15 protein-coding genes are annotated in these 19012 nt (G+C 41.6%); 2 read left to right on the top strand and 13 right to left on the bottom strand.

The features are described from left to right. Positions 1–27: 27 nt before the first annotated feature. From hscB to prlC, 9 genes are all read right to left on the bottom strand, one after another. The gene (gene hscB, locus KZZ04_RS12075) at positions 28–555 is read right to left on the bottom strand and encodes a co-chaperone HscB (RefSeq protein WP_058404651.1); all 528 of its coding nucleotides are present in this window, start codon (positions 553–555) and stop codon (positions 28–30) included. A gap of 75 nt (positions 556–630) precedes the next feature. Beyond that, a complete protein-coding gene (iscA, locus tag KZZ04_RS12070; RefSeq protein WP_006791976.1) occupies positions 631–954 on the bottom strand; it encodes an iron-sulfur cluster assembly protein IscA in 324 nt (107 codons plus the stop codon). A 12-nt stretch (positions 955–966) separates the two neighbouring features. Then, the gene (gene iscU / locus KZZ04_RS12065) at positions 967–1350 is read right to left on the bottom strand and encodes a Fe-S cluster assembly scaffold IscU (protein WP_008131649.1); all 384 of its coding nucleotides are present in this window, start codon (positions 1348–1350) and stop codon (positions 967–969) included. A gap of 48 nt (positions 1351–1398) precedes the next feature. Continuing rightward, complete coding sequence (locus KZZ04_RS12060) at positions 1399–2616, bottom strand: IscS subfamily cysteine desulfurase (RefSeq protein WP_010555567.1); 1218 nt, start codon at positions 2614–2616, stop codon at positions 1399–1401. 24 nt (positions 2617–2640) lie between these two features. Next, positions 2641–3132 (bottom strand): Fe-S cluster assembly transcriptional regulator IscR, encoded by a 492-nt coding sequence (iscR, locus tag KZZ04_RS12055; protein WP_010555566.1) that lies wholly within the window; start codon positions 3130–3132, stop codon positions 2641–2643. Between the two features lie 232 nt (positions 3133–3364). Beyond that, positions 3365–4090: a tRNA (cytosine(32)/uridine(32)-2'-O)-methyltransferase TrmJ gene (trmJ, locus tag KZZ04_RS12050; RefSeq protein WP_058404652.1), complete on the bottom strand. Its 726-nt coding sequence runs from the start codon at positions 4088–4090 to the stop codon at positions 3365–3367. A gap of 103 nt (positions 4091–4193) precedes the next feature. Beyond that, positions 4194–4949, bottom strand: a complete 756-nt coding sequence (locus KZZ04_RS12045; protein ID WP_219422837.1) for a class I SAM-dependent methyltransferase — start codon at positions 4947–4949, stop codon at positions 4194–4196. A 57-nt stretch (positions 4950–5006) separates the two neighbouring features. Beyond that, on the bottom strand, positions 5007–6185 hold the full coding sequence (locus tag KZZ04_RS12040) for a PleD family two-component system response regulator (RefSeq protein WP_219422836.1): 1179 nt from the start codon (positions 6183–6185) through the stop codon (positions 5007–5009). Between the two features lie 137 nt (positions 6186–6322). Then, positions 6323–8362: an oligopeptidase A gene (gene prlC / locus KZZ04_RS12035; RefSeq protein WP_219422835.1), complete on the bottom strand. Its 2040-nt coding sequence runs from the start codon at positions 8360–8362 to the stop codon at positions 6323–6325. A 330-nt stretch (positions 8363–8692) separates the two neighbouring features. Between prlC and gorA the strand changes: the two genes are divergently transcribed. Both gorA and KZZ04_RS12025 read left to right on the top strand, forming a co-directional pair. Continuing rightward, positions 8693–10054: a glutathione-disulfide reductase gene (gorA, locus tag KZZ04_RS12030; protein ID WP_219422834.1), complete on the top strand. Its 1362-nt coding sequence runs from the start codon at positions 8693–8695 to the stop codon at positions 10052–10054. 447 nt (positions 10055–10501) lie between these two features. Next, positions 10502–11359 carry a mechanosensitive ion channel family protein gene (locus KZZ04_RS12025; RefSeq protein ID WP_058404656.1) on the top strand — a complete coding sequence of 286 codons (858 nt, stop codon included), beginning with the start codon at positions 10502–10504 and terminating at the stop codon, positions 11357–11359. 49 nt (positions 11360–11408) lie between these two features. Here KZZ04_RS12025 and tldD read toward each other — a convergent pair whose 3' ends face one another. From tldD to rng, 4 genes are read right to left on the bottom strand one after another with little or no spacing between them, the layout of a single operon-like run. Further along, positions 11409–12848, bottom strand: coding sequence for a metalloprotease TldD (tldD, locus tag KZZ04_RS12020; protein ID WP_219422833.1), 1440 nt, complete (start codon positions 12846–12848; stop codon positions 11409–11411). Further along, positions 12845–13684 (bottom strand): carbon-nitrogen hydrolase family protein, encoded by an 840-nt coding sequence (locus KZZ04_RS12015; RefSeq protein WP_219422832.1) that lies wholly within the window; start codon positions 13682–13684, stop codon positions 12845–12847. The genes tldD and KZZ04_RS12015 overlap by 4 nt, the downstream gene beginning before the upstream one ends. Beyond that, positions 13677–17540, bottom strand: a complete 3864-nt coding sequence (locus KZZ04_RS12010; RefSeq protein WP_219422831.1) for a YhdP family protein — start codon at positions 17538–17540, stop codon at positions 13677–13679. The genes KZZ04_RS12015 and KZZ04_RS12010 overlap by 8 nt, the downstream gene beginning before the upstream one ends. Then, a complete protein-coding gene (rng, locus tag KZZ04_RS12005) occupies positions 17540–19012 on the bottom strand; it encodes a ribonuclease G (RefSeq protein ID WP_138529495.1) in 1473 nt (490 codons plus the stop codon). Before rng ends, KZZ04_RS12010 begins: the two co-directional genes overlap by 1 nt.

The raw sequence follows: 19012 nt of genomic DNA, 5'->3' as shown, positions 1-19012 counted from the left end.
TCGTTTTGCTCGCTTTGCAGCAAGTAATTAATCGTCAAATAAACTGTCTTCAATGCGTTCTAGTTCGTCACGTAACTTATAAACAAACTTCAGTTTACGAATATTATCAGCCGCCAATTGATACTGTTGCTCGTCGTTACTTGCTAACTGCTCTGCAAGCTGTGCACTGTATTGCTCGTTAAGTTGTTTTATTTGTTTTTCAAAATTAGCAATGGCCGCATCTGGGTCGCTTGCAGATGCAAGCTCTTCGAGCTCTTCACGCAATTCCATTTGCTGCATTAAAAACATAGGATCTTGCAGCGTTTGTTGCTCAGCGCGAATATCAACCCCTAGCTCACTTAACATATACTCAGCACGTTTAACGGGGTGCTTAAGTGTTTGCAAGGCATCGTTAATTTCAGCAGCACTTTGCACCGACATTAACTTATCACGGCTGCTTGCATTGGCATGGCGGTCGGGATGAACAGCACGCTGTAATTCTAGGTAATTTTTATTAATCGTTGCTAAATCAATATTATAATCAACGGGCACTGCAAATAATTCAAAGTAACGCATAGCTTCAACCAGTAATATTCAGAAATAACAAAGCCCTACAGTTGCAGGGCTTCAAAATACAATTACACGTAGCAATTAAACGGTAAAGCTTTCGCCACAACCACACTCATCAGCTTGATTAGGGTTATTAAATTTAAACCCTTCATTTAAACCTTCTTTAGTATAGTCGAGCTCTGTGCCGTCAATGTAAACTAAGCTTTTTGCGTCAACTATTAAAGTAACGCCTTTAGCTGCAAACGTTTCATCGTCTTCGTTTAACTCGTCAACAAACTCAAGTACATAAGCAAGACCTGAACAGCCCGTCGTTTTAATGCCAACGCGCAGACCTAACCCTTTGCCGCGGTTTGCTAAAAATGATTGTACGCGGTTTGCTGCCGCATCTGTCAATGTCACTGCCATGAGTTTCTCTTCTTACTTCGCTTGTTTGCTTTTGTAGTCTGCAATTGCTGCTTGAATTGCATCTTCGGCTAAAATTGAACAGTGAATTTTCACTGGTGGTAATTCTAGCTCAGCACTGATATCAGTGTTTTTGATTGTTGCTGCTTCGTCGAGTGTTTTACCTTTAACCCACTCTGTTACAAGTGAAGAAGAAGCAATTGCGCTACCACAACCATAGGTTTTGAATTTCGCATCTTCAATAACGCCTTCAGACGATACTTTAATTTGCAATTTCATTACGTCACCACATGCTGGTGCGCCTACCATACCCGTTGCCACTGACGGATCGTTTTTGTCTAGAGCACCTACGTTACGTGGGTTTTCTACGTGGTCGATTACTTTATCACTGTACGCCATAATTCTATCCTCATTACCTGCTAGGGTATGTGCTTACATCACTAATTATTAGTGGTGAGCCCATTCAACTGAATCTAAATCAATACCTTCTTGATGCATCTCCCAAAGTGGAGACATTTCACGTAGGCGACCGATAGAGTTTTTCATTAATTCAACGGTGTAATCAATTTCTTCTTCGGTAGTAAAACGACCAATACTGAAACGAATTGAGCTGTGTGCTAATTCGTCGTTACGGCCAAGTGCACGTAAAACATAAGAAGGCTCTAAGCTTGCAGATGTACAGGCTGAACCTGACGATACCGCAATGTCTTTTACTGCCATAAGTAACGATTCACCTTCAACAAAGTTAAAGCTGATGTTCACAATACCCGGTACTGACTGATCTTGTGTGCCGTTAAAGTACACTTCGTCCATATCAGCCATAATGCCGTCAATTAGGCGTTTACGTAATGCGCTGATGTGTGCAAAATCTTTTTCAAAATCTTCTTTTGCGATTCTAAATGCAGTCCCCATGCCCACCAACTGGTGCGTTGCAAGTGTGCCAGAACGCATACCACGCTCATGACCGCCACCGTGCATTTGCGCTTCTAATCGAGCGCGTGGTTTACGACGAACGTAAAGCGCACCAACACCTTTAGGACCATACGCTTTATGCGCAGAGAACGACATAAAATCAACTTTAAGCTGCTGCACGTCAATAAGTACTTTACCTGCACTTTGCGCTGCATCTACATGGAACATAATTTTACGTTCACGACACATTTCGCCAATAGTCGCGATGTCTTGAATTACACCTAGCTCGTTATTCACGTGCATGATGCTGACAAGTACTGTGTCATCACGCATTGTGTCTGCTAGCTTTTGCAGATCAAGAAGGCCGTTTTCTTCAACGTCCATGTAGGTTACTTCAAAACCTTGACGTTCTAATTCGCGACACGTATCGATTACTGCTTTGTGCTCAGTTTTAGCGGTAATAATGTGCTTACCTTTCTTTTTGTAAAACTGTGCTGCACCTTTAATAGCAAGGTTGTTTGATTCAGTTGCACCCGAAGTGAAAACAATTTCACGTGGGTCTGCATTTACTAAATCAGCAATATCTGTACGTGCTTGGTCAACGGCTTCTTCTGCTTGCCAACCAAAACGGTGTGAACGTGATGCAGGGTTACCAAATTTACCGTCCATTGTGAGGCATTGCATCATTTCTTTAGCAACACGCTCATCAACAGGCGTGGTTGCTGCGTAATCTAAATAAATCGGTAACTTCATTTCTCTCTCCGCTGCAGGTCAACCTTAAAGTTGACAGCTTACTTGAATGTTTTCCAACTGCTTAATTGCATTATTGATACTGTTATCTTGGCGTGATGCGATTTCTTTCACATCTGATTTTTCCACCAATTCAGCAAGGGTAATATTATTCAAAAATTCTTCTATGCGTGCGCTTAAATCTGACCACAAATTATGGGTTAAACAGCGCATACCGCTTTGGCAGCCAGTATTGGCACCTTGGCAACGTGTTGCATCAACCGATTCGTCAACCGCGGTAATAATATCACCAACAGAAATAACATCGGCTTCTCGCCCTAGTAAATAGCCGCCACCAGGACCTCGAACCGAACTTACCAAGCCATTTTTACGCAGGCGAGCAAATAATTGTTCAAGGTATGACAAAGAAATTTCTTGTCGCTGTGAAATATCAGCAAGGGCGACAGGACCAACACCTGTGTGCAGCGCAACATCAAGCATCGCTGTAACGGCATAACGGCCTTTAGATGTTAATTTCATAACGCCCCCTGCACAAAGAGTGCAAATTTTAATTACCAGAGTAAATTAGTCAAGTATTATCACTTGATAAAAATTTGATTTAAAAACATATCGCTTAAAGTGAATGTAGTTAACAAATTTTTAATACTTGACCTGTTTGGTCAAGTATTGACACCATTGTAATTACCTGAGTAATTTAGTCAAGTATTAGGCAGTTATTTAAACACCCGTTTATATAACTAATTGCTATACCTTACTTAGGAATCGATTTATTTATAGAGGTAAGAATACCGCGCAAAATATTCATCTCTGCCTCTTCTGGGCGTGCACGGTTAAATAGACGACGAAGCTTTGTCATTACAATGCCTGGATGCTGTTTGATGATGAAGCCTGTGTTATACAAGGTCTCTTCAAGGTGATCGTAAAACAGCTCTGTTTGTTTAGAGTTTGGGTAAACCGTGTCGTCTTGCGCTTCTTGTTTAGGTTGCTTATTCAAAAATGCCATACGTGTTTCGTAAGACAATGTTTGCACAGCCATTGCCAGGTTTAATGAACTATATTCTGGGTTAGCTGGAATACATACATGGTAGTTACACAGCTGTAGCTCTTCGTTGGTTAAGCCACTGTTTTCACGGCCAAACACTAATGCCACAGGACCATTCTCGGCTTCAGCCACCAGCTTTTCACCACACTCGCGAGGCTCAACCATCGGCCATGATAGCGTGCGTGAACGTGCGCTTGTACCAATAGTTAATGCACAATCAGCAATGGCATCTTCAAGCTTTTCAACAATCACTGCATTACCTAACACATCGCTAGCACCTGCAGATAATGCACTGGCATGGCTGTCAATTTCACAAGCCGGGTCAACTAAATAAAGTTTTGATAAACCCATTGTTTTCATGGCGCGAGCCGCCGAACCTATATTGCCAGAGTGTGATGTGTTAACTAAAACAACGCGAATATCGTCTAAGATCATTGCTGTGCTTCTTACTAATGCCAAAAAATTGCGCGAATTCTAACATAAAAGCTTAAAAAGATCCTAGATCCTTAAAGCCGATCAACATACGTAATAAGGGCCTTTAAACCATGGCCGCTTTTACATACACATCAAAACGGTTCTTTTTAGTTTTAATTTGCATACTGGGGGTTTTGTCATTTAAAAACGGGGCGTAATCAGGACGCTTAACCACCACTCGCTTACTGGCAAGTGGGTAGGCAAATTCAAGTAAATCATCGGCGTCGGTATCTGCGCCTACTAACTCTTGAAACACTCGCATTTCTTTTTTTACTAAGGCTGACTTTTCTCGGTGTGGAAACATGGGATCTAAATACACCACATCGGGCATGCTTTCACATTGGGAAAGTAACGTGTGGCTTGAACCAAAGACTAGGCTCATATTGTCTCTCATCCAAGGGCCAATTTCTGTGTCGCTGTAAGCTCTGTTTAAACCGTCGGCCAGCAGTGCAGCAACAACCGGATGACGCTCATGTAAAATAACCTTGCAACCGAGTGACGCCAATACAAAACCATCACGCCCCAAACCTGCGGTTGCATCAAGTACCACAGGCGTTGCCCCTTTATTAAGGCCAACCGCTTTGGCAATAGCTTGGCCTTTACCGCCACCAAATTTTCGCCTATGAGCAGCAGCCCCGGTAACAAAATCAACGTTAATGGCGCCTAATTTAGGTTCATCTGTTTTAAGTAAACTCAGCCCTGTATCGTCATAGTGAAGGCTAAAACCTTGGCTCTCTTGTTGCCACTTTGCCAAACCAAAACGTGTTTCTAATTCATTTAAATACGGGCGACACTCTTTAAAGGCACACTGAATAACCACAATACACTCCGACGATAAAATACCGCCAGAGTATATCAACCAGCGGGCTTAAGCGCACTAAAATAGCTCTATGTCAGGGTCTTGGTTATTTGTCGTCTCAATGTCATCTACTTTATGGCGTAAACTCTGTAAAAACTCACTGCGGCTTTGTGTTACCTGCTCAAACTGATATTTTATAAACGCTAAATCGCTATTGGCAGACACCAACAACTGCATCGTGTATTCAAGCTGGGATATACATAAATCAATATCGGCGGGATTTAAGTTATTTTTTTGAAGCTCGATAGCTGTATTTAGTGCCTCTAGTTGTGCACAAAACTGATTGGCTACATTACTTTGCGTGACATTTTGAGCGTTAAACTGGCTTATTATATCTTCCAGTGCCGTACTAATTTGTTCAGCTTGCTCGTAGGTTTTTTCGTTTCTTTCCATAGTAACGACCTTTTCATTGGTGACCTCTAAAATATGAGGGAATAAATCTTTATAACGCCCATATTTTTCGGTGTCATCGACCGGCATTTTCTTAACCAGTAGCGATAGCTTTGGGTAGTTGATAATAGTGCTGTTACCTATATCAACAAACCGCTGTGCGTCTTTGTGTTGCGCCAATAACTCCTGCTCTAGTGGGCATACGCCGCCTTGCAAGCTGTAAAATTCACTTTTATGTTGGTACCAAAATACAACCACCACATCCAAATTGAAGGGGGTAAAAAACCCCAAAAAGTACTCGCTCAAAATGTCTAAACTGTTGGCATGATAACTTTGGCCAACATAGCGCATAATTCGCCCCATATCTCCCGACTCGGTCATCGCCATTGCGGCAGTTTTGTTGGCTTTATTTATATCGCTTTCGAGTTTGACGCATTGTTGGCGATACGCATACAGTATTTTTATACGTGCCATTAGCTCTTCTGCGTTAAACGGTTTCATTATGTAGTCAGACGCACCAACACTGTAGCCTTTTACTCGGTCGATTAGCGCTTCTTTTGAGGACAAAAACATAACCGGAATATCTTTTGTATCGGCATTTTGTTTTATTTCTTGGCAGACTTGATAACCCGACTTGCCCGGCATTTCTATATCAAGAAGAATAATATCGGGTTTATGTTCGTTTATTAATCTAAGCCCTTCAGCGCCTTCTTTAGCATGAAGAAGTTTGCAAAACCCAGTTAAAGACTCTTCAATAATAAGGTGGGTTAATTTATCGTCATCAATGGTAAGTACTAACTTTGTCATACACAAATCCGTTCAGCTGAGTATGCTTAGAGCATAGTACGGCGTGCTGAAATTACTAACGTTTATAGCCTATTATCTACACACAATAAAAAAGCGCCGTTTAGGCGCTTTTGTTACATTTAATAAATGGCATATTTTTAAGCTGCTATGCCACTATGGCGAAGTAGCGCATCAACACGTGGCTCGCGGCCTCGGAAGTTTTTGAATAACTCCATAGGCTCTTCACTACCGCCCTTTTCTAAAATATGTTGCATAAAGGCTTGCCCTGTTTGGGGATTAAAAATACCTTCTTCCTCAAACTTAGCATACGCATCAGCCGATAATACTTCAGCCCATTTGTAAGAATAATATCCGGCGCTATAACCACCCGCAAAAATATGGCTAAACCCATGCTGAAAACGGTTAAACTCAGGAGCTTGAACAACCGAGGTACGGCTGCGAACATCATTCAATACCGCCTGAATTTGACACGGCTCGCCTGCGACATAATCGTTATGAATTTTGAAATCAAATAACGAGAACTCAATTTGACGCAGCATTTGCATGCCTGAGTTGTAGTTTTTAGCAGCTAATAACTTATCAAGTAGTTCTTTGGGTAGTGGCTCGCCGGTTTCAAAGTGACCCGAAATAAAGCGCAACGCTTCTTCCTCGTAACACCAGTTTTCTAAAAACTGACTTGGTAGCTCTACGGCATCCCATGCTACGCCATTGATACCTGCTACAGGTGCAGCATCAATTTGAGTTAGCATGTGGTGAATACCGTGGCCAAATTCATGGAATAAGGTGGTTACCTCGTTATGGGTAAATAAAGCCGGTTTATCGCCAACCGCTTTGTTAAAGTTACATACCAAATAAGCGACAGGCGTTTGTAACTCGCCATTAGCGCGTACCTTACGACCCATACAATCGTCCATCCATGCACCACCGCGTTTGCGGTCGCGTGCGTATAGATCTAAGTAAAAACGACCTCGTAGCGTGTCATTGCTATCGACAATTTCAAAAAAGCGTACGTCTTTATGGTACGTATCAAAATCGGTTACTTCATTAACACTAATGCCAAATAAACGGTTAACCGTTTCAAATAAGCCACTTAACACTTTATCAGCAGGGAAGTATGGGCGCAGTACTTCATCAGAAATTGCATATTTTTCTTGTTTTAATTTTTCGCCGTAGTAGCCAAAGTCCCACGCTTCTAACTCTGTAATTCCGTGTTTTTGTGCAGCATACGCTTTTAGTTCTGCCACTTCTTGCTCTGCTTGCGGCTTAGATTTAGCGGCTAAATCTTCTAAAAACGAAAATACTTGCTCTGGTGTTTCAGCCATTTTTGTCGCTAGTGATTTCTCAGCGTAGCTGTTAAACCCTAATAACTGAGCAAGCTCATGGCGAAGTGCAAGCGCTTCTTTCATAATGTCTGAGTTATCAAACTCACCCGCATTTGGACCTTGATCCGATGCACGTGTACTAAATGCCGTGTAGGTTTCTTTGCGAAGCTCACGGTTATCAGCATACGTCATAATTGGCAAGTAAGATGGAAAATCAAGCGTAAATACCCAACCTTCTAGCTCTTTACTTTTTGCGGTATCAGCAGCAAGTGCACGTGCAGACTCGGGTAACCCGGCTAAATCGGCTTCATCAGTAATGTGTTTATGCCACGCCAGCGTCGCATCCATTACATTATTACCAAATTTAGATGAAAGCTCAGATAAGCGCGCACTAATTTCACCATAGCGCTTTTGCTGATCGCTCGCTAATGCAATGCCCGACAATTTAAAATCGCGCAGCGCATTGGTAATTGATTTTTGCTGTGCTGTGGTCAGTGTTTTAAATTCGTCACTGTTGTACAAGGCATTATACGCTTCGTATAAACCTTGATGTTGGCCTACAAAGGTTGAGTACTCAGAAATAAGGGGTAAACATTGCTCATACGCTTCGCGTAGTTCGTCATTGTTCATTACTGAATTTAAATGAGAAACAGGCGAAAATAGTCGCGATAGTTTATCGTCGGCTTCTTCAAGTGGTAACACTAAGTCATCCCACGTGTATGACTTTTTTGCAAGTACGTCATCGATAGCTTTTCGGCAATTTGCTATACCGTCTTTAAGTGCCGGTACTACAAATTCAGGCTTAATTTTAGAAAATGGTGGTAAGCCCTCAAGGCCAATTAGTGGGTTGCTCATAAATACTCTCTTTGCGTTAATGCATTTCATTTTTAGATTGGGTCTAAAAGTTAAAAAACAACTTACTTTTATTAATCTGGCTATTCGAAAGCCATTAAAAACCACTTTTAGACTCGGTAATAACGAATGCCTACAGGTAATGCAATCTAAAGCGAGTCCGGTTACGTACTGCAGATATTCTGTTTGGTACTGACTTAGCGTATCGGTTTATATCGATAAGGCTGTAAATTCGAATGTTTTTTTACTAAACATAGGTCACCTAAATACTCTTTATTTTTAAAACTTAATGTTATGCTAATGCGCATAAAACTCAACGCCTAAGGACTTAAAATGACACAACACTTTGATTACATAGCAATTGGCGGTGGTAGTGGGGGTATTGCCTCTGCAAACCGAGCTGCTATGCGTGGCGCTAAAGTCGCACTTATTGAAGCAAAACACATGGGCGGTACCTGTGTAAACGTAGGCTGTGTGCCTAAAAAAGTTATGTGGCATGGTGCCCAAGTAGCTGAAGCAATCAATTTATATGCGCCAGATTACGGTTTTAACGTTGAAGTAAAAGATTTCAACTGGAGCAAGTTAGTAGAAAGTCGTGAAGCCTACATTGGCCGAATTCATAAAGGTTACGATAACGGACTAGCCAGCAATGGCGTTACCGTCATTAAAGGCTTTGCTACATTTATTGATAGCAAAACTGTTGAAGTAAATGGTGAACACTACACCGCCGATCATATTTTAGTGGCCGTAGGTGGGCGCCCTACTATTCCAAACATTCCGGGCGCTGAGCATGGTATTGACTCAAATGGCTTTTTTGAGCTTAACGAACAACCTAAACGCGTAGCTGTTATTGGTGCGGGTTACATTGCCGTAGAAATTGCGGGTGTATTACATAGCTTAGGCACAGAAACACATTTATTCGTGCGTAAGAGTAAGCCACTGCGTACATTTGACCCCTACATAATCGACACGCTCGTCGATATTATGGCTAAAGAAGGTCCGACTCTTCATACTGAATGCTCCCCTAAAGAAGTAATCAAAGAAAGTGACGGCAGTTTAACTATTCATTTTGAAAACGGTTACAGCCAAAATGTTGATCAGGTTATTTGGGCCATTGGCCGTACACCTACAACAGACAAAATAAACCTTGCAGCAGCGGGGGTAGAAGTAAACGAAGGTGGTTATGTAAAAGTAGATGAATACCAAAATACGACGGCTGAAAATGTTTATGCCGTGGGTGATATTATCGAAGGCGGTATTGAGCTTACGCCTGTTGCAGTTAAAGCGGGCCGTACCCTATCTGAGCGCTTATTTAATAAAGATCTCCCAGACGACTTAAAAATGGATTATAGCCTAGTACCTACCGTGGTATTTAGTCATCCGCCTATTGGTACCATTGGTTTAACCGAGCAAGAAGCGATTTCTCAATACGGTGGCGAAAACGTGAAAGTGTATAAATCAAGCTTTGCTGCTATGTACACCGCGGTAACTCAGCACCGCCAAGCATGCAACATGATGCTAGTTTGCGCAGGGGAAGAGGAAAAAGTGGTTGGCTTACACGGGCTTGGTTTTGCCGTTGATGAAATGATTCAGGGCTTTGCCGTAGCGATGAAAATGGGCGCAACTAAAGCTGACTTTGATGCTGTTGTTGCACTACATCCAACGGGCTCTGAAGAGTTTGTTACCATGCGCTAAGCTATTTAACCTAAACTCTGGATAATAAATCTCTTAACCAGAGTTCAAGTTATTTACTAACTTAACTAGGGTGTGTTGATCTTTGCGGATTAAAGTTTGTTCAATCTAGGGGCGATTAAATCGCGGCGCGAGGTTTGTAACCTAGTGGGCTAAGTAAAAACCGAGTAACAAAGAGTTTATCGCTCCTAGGCAGAACCCGAAGGGCAGCGCATGTTTGGCATTTATGCTGCGTTATCGCCTATTTATGGGGAATAACCACACTACATAGGTTCTGCCTTGCCTAAAAACCAAACATGCTGCTGCAAATTCAACAATCAAAGATCAACACGCCCTAGGCCCCTTACAGTTATGTGTTAAGGGGCCTTTTTATTAGGGTAAAATTTGCTTATTAGCTAAATAACTCAATATACTAGCGTGTGTTTATCAACATACCTACAACTGGATATTATGATTACTGATATATTGCTACACCCGTTTCTTGTTTCAATTGTTATGCTTAGTTTTGCACTTGGATTAAAAGTACTTGTTGATAAATTAGCGAGAAACCGCGCAGAAAAAAAAGACAAAGATATTCGCTACATTGCACATAACATTAAACATTTTATTAATTTTGTGTTGGTGCTGTCGCTGTTGTTTGTTTGGTCGACTGAAATTCAAAATTTTGCGTTATCTATTGCGGCCTTTGCGGTTGCCATTGTTTTAGCCACTCGCGAATTTATTCAATGTGTTATTGGCTTTTTTTACTTAGTCACCACACGGCCATTTAGAGTAGGCGACTGGGTGCAAGTCGGTGAATATTACGGTGAAGTAGCAGAAACAGACTGGATAAAAACAACCATGCATGAAATAGACATGCACACTTATCAGTTTTCAAGAAAAACGATTTACATACCTAATAATAAACTCATTACCAGCCCAATTAAAAATCTAAATTATGTAAAACGCTTTGCAACACATAGCTTTTCTATTGTTCGAAAAGAGAGCTTTAACCCTTACCCAATTTACGACACGCTCTCGGTGAAAGCTAAAATGTATTGCGAAGAGTTTGAAGAGCTCGCCACTCGTTATAACTCGATTATTGAGCGAAAACTAGATGCAAAAATATCGGGCCCTGCACCAGAAATACATTTTGGAACAACTGAATTGGGTGAGTTTAGAGCGCGCTTTACGCTATTTTGCCCAACCGAGCAGGCACTGGACATAGAGCATAAACTCACTGAGTGTTTTATGGCGCTATGGTATGAAGAAGAAATGAAGCATAAAATTGCGTTAAGCGAAGTAAATAACCAAGCAACTAGCTCATAGAGCGACTAGGCGCGAAGGGTTTCGCGCCTAAACTTTATCGGTTAGGCTTTTAAGCTGTTCCACCTACCGTTAGCTGATCAATTTTAAGGCTAGGTTGCCCTACGCCAACCGGAACACTTTGGCCATCTTTACCACACACGCCAACGCCCTTATCAAGTGCTAAGTCGTTACCTACCATTGAAATGTGCTGCATGACTTCAGGGCCATTACCAATGAGGGTCGCGCCTTTGATTGGCTGTGTAATTTTACCGTTTTCAATTAAGTACGCTTCTGATGCACTAAATACAAACTTACCCGAGGTAATATCAACCTGCCCGCCACCAAAGTTAGGTGCAAACACGCCTTTTTTAACGCTACTGATAATATCGGCTTGGCTATGCTCGCCACCTAACATATAGGTATTTGTCATGCGTGGCATAGGTAAGTGCGCATACGACTCACGACGCGCATTTCCTGTTGGGTTAACCCCCATTAAACGTGCGTTTAGCTTATCTTGCATGTAGCCTTTTAAAATACCGTTTTCGATAAGCACGTTATATGCAGCAGGAGTGCCTTCATCATCTACGTTTAGCGAGCCGCGACGATCGGCCATGGTGCCATCGTCAACGACGGTACATAACTCAGAAGCTACTTTTTGGCCTACTTTACCGCTAAACGCTGATGCGCCTTTACGATTAAAATCGCCTTCAAGGCCATGGCCTACCGCTTCGTGTAAAAGCACACCTGGCCAACCATTTCCTAATACCACTTCCATAGTGCCAGCTGGCGCGTCAATGGCTTCTAGGTTGACTTTAGCTTGGCGAACAGCCTCTTGTGCAAACTCCATCCAACGTGGTTTACCGTTTACCAGCTCTTTAAAATAGCCGTAATCTAAACGTGCTCCACCGCCTGCGCCACCGCGCTCACGACGGCCATTTTTTTCAAGCAATACTGAACAGTTTAAACGAATAAGCGGGCGAATATCGGTAGCAAATGTACCGTCACTGGCTGCAATTAATACTTCTTCGTATACTGCTGACATAGAGCTAATTACTTGCTCTGCATCGGGGGCGAGTTCTCGAATGTAGTTTTCAAGCTCGCGTAATAAACTCACTTTATCGCTATCGTTCATACTTGAAATTGGCTGATGCGGTGCAAATTGCACTTTTGCTGATACATCACTAAATACTTTAATGGCTTTATCTTCGCCTGCATCGGCAATGCTGCGAGCTGCTGTAGCCGCTTTGTTAAGCGCTTCTAAGTTGATAGCATCTGAATATGAAAAGCCCGTTTTTTCGCCGCTTACTGCACGTACGCCAACTCCGCGCTCTACATTGTAAGAGCCTTCTTTTACTAGGCCATCTTCAAGTACCCACGACTCGTGATGACTCGATTGAAAGTATAAATCGGCGTAATCTACTTTGTGCTGATGTATGTAAGCGAGCGTTTTTTCGAGCTCTTCTCTATTTAGCTGGCTGTCGTGTAATAAATGCTGTTCAACCGAATTCATAATAAATGCTCTCTAAATCGTTGATGAGACTGCACAGGCATATCTCGTCTAATTTTTTTTAACTGCTCTAAATCAGCGTTAGCGCTAATAAAACCTGTACCGCTGGGTAAATTACTTAAAATGTTACCCCAGGGTGAAATAATAATACTGTGACCATACGTTTGTCGGCCATTTTCATGTGTGCCATATTGGGCTGCAGCAACGACATAACATTGGGTTTCGATTGCTCGCGCCGCTAATAATGCCTGCCAATGTACTTGGCCTGTCACCATTGTAAATGCACTTGGCACTAAAATAACCTCTGCGCCTTTACGCACAAGCGCAGTAAATAAGCCACTAAAACGCAGATCATAACATACTGTTAGACCTAGTTTACCAAAGGGAGATTCAACCACAACCACATCGCTACCAGCTTGGGTAAAATCGGATTCGCGGTAACTCCCCGTTTTATCATCTACGTTTACATCAAATAGGTGTATTTTATTATACGTTGCAACGCACTCACCCTGATTATTATATAAATGTGAGGCGGCATAATATTTAGTATTGTTGTAAGGCTCAGGAATTGTCCCTGCGTTTAACCAAATATTATGGTGTTTACACAACTGGCTTATTTGACGTTTATATTGCTCAATATGTTTAGCTATTAACAGCGTATCGTGACCACTTTTGCTAAACACCAAAAAGGCCTCAGGTAGGCATACAAGCAGTGGCCGCTTAGCAGGGAGTGTGCTTAACGCTTTTTTTAACTCTGCAATATTGTCGTCGGCATTTAAGCCAGAGCACATTTGCAAAGCAAATATATTGTGGTTTTTAGGCGTCGCTAAATTAGTCATTAGTTGCGGTTACTTCAGCATCTTTAAGTTTTAAATCGACTGATGCTTGGGGCTGGTTTTGCGCCGCTTGTGGTAAGGTAACTTCACGGCTTTTCCTATCTAGCTCCTGAACAACAGGCTCGCTCATAGTGCCAGTCACTTTAAAATTAATTTCAGAAATAACGCGCGCAGAGTGTATTACTTTATCTAGTGCCAGTGCTGCTAGCCCTGTTACAGGGTTTACCATCCATGCCACAATAACCGGAATACTTGAGGTAACCTGCGGCGCAACAGCAAGATCGTAGTTAATATCAAGCGTATTTAAATTTGCATACCCTTTGATAGTTAAATCAGCCGGAACACCATCCATTTTAGTGTCTTTTGTATAAGCGATACCGTTCTCTAATTGCATAGAACCTTGCATGCTGTTGTAAAAGAACCCTTTGGAAAATACATCTCTAAAATCAAGTTTTAATTTACGCACCAACGAATCTAAGCTCAACAACGAAAAGACTCGGGCGCCACCGTCGCTAATTTCGGTTAGGTGCCCTTCTCCTAAGTCCCAATCAATTTCTCCACTGAGGCTCGGAACATCAAATGAGTAAGGTGCAGCTTGCCATGCAAGGTTGTAGTTTATAGTCGCTTTAGAGCCCTTAATTGCAGTGGTAATATCAAACTCATTAAACAAGGCCCCTATATCATCGCTTTTAACTTCGCCACTTAGCTGGGTAAGCCCATTTTGCCATTGCCCTTTAGTACGTAAAATATGGTCGCCTTTATCAACAACGAGTTCAGAAATAACCAATCGCTTACCATCGCCAAGTAACGATGCGCTTACTTTATCTAGTTGGTAGTTGGTAATTTTACAATCTGCACATTCAAACTCTATAGCAGGTAAGTTCGTCAGCCACGTTAAATCGGTTTCGGGTTCTGCTTTTGCAGCTTCAGTAATGGGGGCTTCAATTTGCTCTGCAAAATTAACGCGTAAATAATCTGCGTTAACTCTAATAGGCTGGCTGCGCTGCGAGGTAGGAATAAATACACCTGCACGCAGTTCTTTGGCGTTTAACTTTAAATACACATTGCTTTGCTCAGGGGCTAAGCGCATTTCAAAGTCGTTAAATACCATACTGCTAATATCGAGCATGCCAATATTGGCGACTACTTCATTCAGTGGTGGCATAATGCCTTGAGATTGAGGATCGTCATCGTTTTGGGCTGCACTAATAATTTGATCAATAAGATCAACCCAAGGAACAAGCTCTGTTTGCTCTAGGTTTATCGTAACGCTTAAGTCTTGTGAGTTAAGGCCTAAGTCTTGCTTACCTATAATAAAATGCGCATTGCTAAATTGCGATTTTCCATTTTCTAATATTGCATTAAAATAAAACTGCTTATTTACCTGTGTTGTTATAAGGTTTGAAATGTCATCGCCTTGAACAACCGCATTAAGAACCCACGGTTGTGTGTCGATTTTATTATATGGTGCTGGTAATTTACTTGTTAACCCAATAAGGTCAGAGTTAACCTGAGCACGGTAATTAAACCCTTGCTCGGTAAAGTTAAGCACAAGCCCTATATCAACCGCACTTTGCCCTTCTAGTGAGCCTTTTAAAATACCTTGCCCGCTATCAATTAGGGTATTGGCATCAAGTTGTGCATTAATATTTATGTTTGCTTTGTAGTCACTCGCTTCACTTTGACTAGTATAATTAATTGCCAGCGGCATCCCAAGCCATGTAGCGCTCGCATTTTTAAGTTCGATATTATCGTTTTTAAAGTTAAGCACGCCGGTTAAGTTATTTAATGCAATACCGGGTGTGGCAATAAATACAGGCAAATCATCTAGCTTGACGGTACCACTAACACTTGCACCACCTTCAAACTTTGAACCTACCAGTAACTCAATGCTGGCATCGGCTTCACCTTGGCCTTGTATGACCTCAAAAATATCAGCTAGCGGGCTCGCAATAGGCGTAGCTTTAAAAAAGGTGTGCAGGTTTTCCATCGGCGCTTTTTTATCTATTTGCACCACAAGCTCATCGGCATTCATTAAATCATTAATGCTAACTTTAACGCTATTACCCACATTTAAATTAACCAAGGTGCCTTGTTGGCTGTAAATATCCATGCGCTCATTAGCAAAATGTAGTTTTACCTTTGCATCTGTTACAGCTGGCCACTGCGGATCAAACTGGTACGTGGCGTCATCAATTTGGGCAAGTACATCAAATTGCCCTGAGCCATCTTTAAACGGAAACCCAGATAATGGCCCGGCAAATAAAACTTGAGCTTTTGATATTTCACCGCCTTTAATAGCCCCGTTAAGATAACTAACGAGTTCTGGGCTCATTGCTTTTAACGGGAAATAATGACCCGCAATACTGGCATCCTCTGCAAACGCCTCTGCGTATAAATCAAGGCGCGGTGAATCACCAAAGCTAAGCTGCATCTCAGCAGCGAGTGTGACCTCATTGTTATCAAACCAAATATTGTCACTGCTAATACGCCAATTATTATTTTGCTTTGCGAGATCTAATTCTATGTTTAGCTGGTTATACTTAATGTTGTCACTAAAGCTGTCGCCAGTTATTAAGGTGCCGTTTTCGCCAAATAGGCTGATACGACCTTTATTTTGGTTTACTAACCCGTTTACGCGCAAACCTTGCGCTGCAGGTACTGAGTTAAGCTCTTGCCAGCCAATGTTATTGGCGTTAAACCATACTTGCCACTGCTGGTTACTTTCATAATTAGCGTATGCCTGCTGTATTTGCCCACTTGGTTTACGCTTTAAAAAAGCATCGAGAGAGTCAAAATTAGTCAATGCTGCCAAGTTAGCCAGCAGCGCTATATCTACTTGATTTAACCAAATTTGATTATTTTCACCTAGTTGAGCCTCAAACTCTAAGCTTGGCCATGTCGTATTGTTGTTATTAAACGCTAAACCGGTGCTTTTTAAATGCCAATTACCTTGCTCAGGATAAAGGTGAAAGCCACCTTCACTTAAACTAACTTGTTGGCTTTGCGCTTCATTAAACCAAGTAACGGAGCTTGGCAGCCACTGCATTTTTATATCGTCAATCAGGCCTTTTTCAATTTTTAACCAAGCCTGTAAATTGATATCGCTAGTTAACTTTTGTTTTTCAGTATTTATATATTGCGCCAACCAATTAGACACATCTACCTTATTGGCTTGGACATACATGTTGCCCGCAACTTCTTCTAAGCTTTCCCCTTTCAGAGCAATACGCGCGTCAAAGGTGCCAACCGAAATACCAGGTAAAGCTAATGTTCCACTGCCTAAATGTTGTGACTCTTCATTTTGCCAAATGATATTTTCAAGCAGGAGTTTACGCTCTTTGTTGTCGTCTAAAACAAAATTAATACTGGAGTTTTCTATTGCAAAATGACCTGTATTACCTAAAAACAGCCCTTCTATAAGCTCTTTTTGCTCAAACGAAACATCATCTTGAGTACTACTCTCAAACAAGTCTGTCACATTTACTGTGGTATGAAAGCCATTTATAACAAAGTAATTAGACTTTAATTGCAGTGTTTTTATGCTTTCCCATAAGTTAAGCTCTAGGCTAGTTTTTGCAATGGTTAGCGAAATAGGTGCAGTTTCATTATCTTTAAACGACAAGTCTTCAAGCACAAGAGCAGGACCATTTCCCTGCCAACTTGCTGAAATAGCACCAATAGATAAACTAATAGCAAATTTTTCATCTAGGTAGGTTTCTATGTCACCTTTATAATCGTTTGCGTAAGGGAGTGTGTATTTTAATATTGAAACAATAACGGCCAGTAATACCAAAATTATGGCGCAGGTTTGCCATAACTTTCTAAAACAAAAAAAACAGACCGCTTTTGCTTTCATTACATCATTACCACATCAAACTGCTCTTGGCTGTATAAGCTTTCTGTTTGTATGTGTACTTGCTTACCTATAAATAATTCAAGCTCTGCCAAATTGTGGTACTCATCATTAAGTAAGGCTTCACTTACAGCTGGTGCTGCATAAACCATAAACTTATCGGCTGCGTAGGCGCGGTTTACGCGTACAATTTCACGCAAAATTTCGTAGCATACCGTTTCGACTGTTTTTTGTGAGCCACGTCCTGAACAGGCAGGACATACATCACATAAAATATGCTCTAAGCTCTCTCGGGTACGTTTTCGGGTCATTTCAACTAACCCAAGCGCTGACAAACCATTAATATTTGTTTTAGTGCGATCTTTAGCAAGCGCCGATTCAAGCGAGTGTAATACACGGCTTTTATGCTCTTCACTGACCATATCGATAAAGTCGATAATAATTATTCCACCTAAATTACGAAGCCTTAACTGGCGCGCAATGGCAGACGTTGCCTCAACATTAGTATTAAAAATAGTCTCTTCTAAATTACGATGCCCTACAAACGCACCTGTGTTTACATCAACCGTAGTCATAGCTTCTGTTTGATCAATAATAATGTATCCGCCGGACTTTAACGTTACTTTACGATGCAGCGCTTTTTGCACTTCGTTTTCTACATCGAATAAGTCGAATATAGGGCGCTCACCCGGATAGTACTCGAGTACTTGTGAAAGTTGCGGTACAAATTCTTCGGTAAATATTTTTAGCTCTTGATAGGTAAGCTTTGAGTCAACACGAATACGCTCCATGTCTTCACCCACGTAATCACGCAGTGTTCTAAAGGCAAGTGTTAGGTCTTCATGCAATATGGTTGCTTTGTTAGTTTTTTTACGACGTGCGGTTATTTTTTCCCACAGCTTCCTTAAAAAACCAGCATCGTGTCTTAACTCTTCTTCGCTTGCGCCTTCGGCCGCTGTGCGAACTATAAAGCTGCCATTTTCATCGCCATATTCTGCAACAATTTTTTTAAGGCGAGAACGCTCTTCTTCTGTTTCTATTCTCTGGCTCACACCAACATGCGTTGCGTCAGGCATAAATACTAAGTAACGAGAAGGAATAGTGATGTCGGTCGTTAGCCTTGCACCTTTTGTGCCTAATGGATCTTTCACCACTTGCACCATAATATATTGGCCTTGGCGAACCAGTTCGCGTATGTCTTGCACTTTTTTTATTGGTACATCGTCTACGCCTTCAACAATGGAGGCACTGTTTACTATGTCTGATGCATGTAAAAATGCGGCTTTCTCTAAGCCAATATCAACAAATGCTGCCTGCATTCCCGGTAGAACACGGCTTATTTTACCTAAGTAAATATTGCCAACAATACCTAGGTTACCAATGCGCTCTAATTGAATCTCTTGAAGCACACCGTTTTCGATTAGGGCAACACGGCTTTCACTCGGCGTTACGTTGATCAGTAATTCTGTACTCAT

The sequence above is a fragment of the Pseudoalteromonas sp. CR1 genome (assembly GCF_019392235.1).
GTDB lineage: Bacteria > Pseudomonadota > Gammaproteobacteria > Enterobacterales > Alteromonadaceae > Pseudoalteromonas.
The sequence above is the reverse complement of the archived record's forward strand: the minus strand, read 5'-3'. Positions and strand labels throughout refer to the sequence as shown.

Bases quoted from the DNA above. Each gene is read 5' to 3' on its own strand.
- KZZ04_RS12060 (WP_010555567.1), bottom strand. From the start codon at position 2,616: ATGAAGTTACCGATTTATTTAGATTACGCAGCAACCACGCCTGTTGAT.
- prlC (WP_219422835.1), bottom strand. From the start codon at position 8,362: ATGAGCAACCCACTAATTGGCCTTGAGGGCTTACCACCATTTTCTAAA.
- KZZ04_RS12010 (WP_219422831.1), bottom strand. From the start codon at position 17,540: ATGAAAGCAAAAGCGGTCTGTTTTTTTTGTTTTAGAAAGTTATGGCAA.
- hscB (WP_058404651.1), bottom strand. From the start codon at position 555: ATGCGTTACTTTGAATTATTTGCAGTGCCCGTTGATTATAATATTGAT.
- gorA (WP_219422834.1), top strand. From the start codon at position 8,693: ATGACACAACACTTTGATTACATAGCAATTGGCGGTGGTAGTGGGGGT.
- iscR (WP_010555566.1), bottom strand. From the start codon at position 3,132: ATGAAATTAACATCTAAAGGCCGTTATGCCGTTACAGCGATGCTTGAT.
- tldD (WP_219422833.1), bottom strand. From the start codon at position 12,848: ATGAATTCGGTTGAACAGCATTTATTACACGACAGCCAGCTAAATAGA.
- iscU (WP_008131649.1), bottom strand. From the start codon at position 1,350: ATGGCGTACAGTGATAAAGTAATCGACCACGTAGAAAACCCACGTAAC.
- rng (WP_138529495.1), bottom strand. From the start codon at position 19,012: ATGAGTACAGAATTACTGATCAACGTAACGCCGAGTGAAAGCCGTGTT.
- trmJ (WP_058404652.1), bottom strand. From the start codon at position 4,090: ATGATCTTAGACGATATTCGCGTTGTTTTAGTTAACACATCACACTCT.
- iscA (WP_006791976.1), bottom strand. From the start codon at position 954: ATGGCAGTGACATTGACAGATGCGGCAGCAAACCGCGTACAATCATTT.
- KZZ04_RS12025 (WP_058404656.1), top strand. From the start codon at position 10,502: ATGATTACTGATATATTGCTACACCCGTTTCTTGTTTCAATTGTTATG.
- KZZ04_RS12015 (WP_219422832.1), bottom strand. From the start codon at position 13,684: ATGACTAATTTAGCGACGCCTAAAAACCACAATATATTTGCTTTGCAA.
- KZZ04_RS12040 (WP_219422836.1), bottom strand. From the start codon at position 6,185: ATGACAAAGTTAGTACTTACCATTGATGACGATAAATTAACCCACCTT.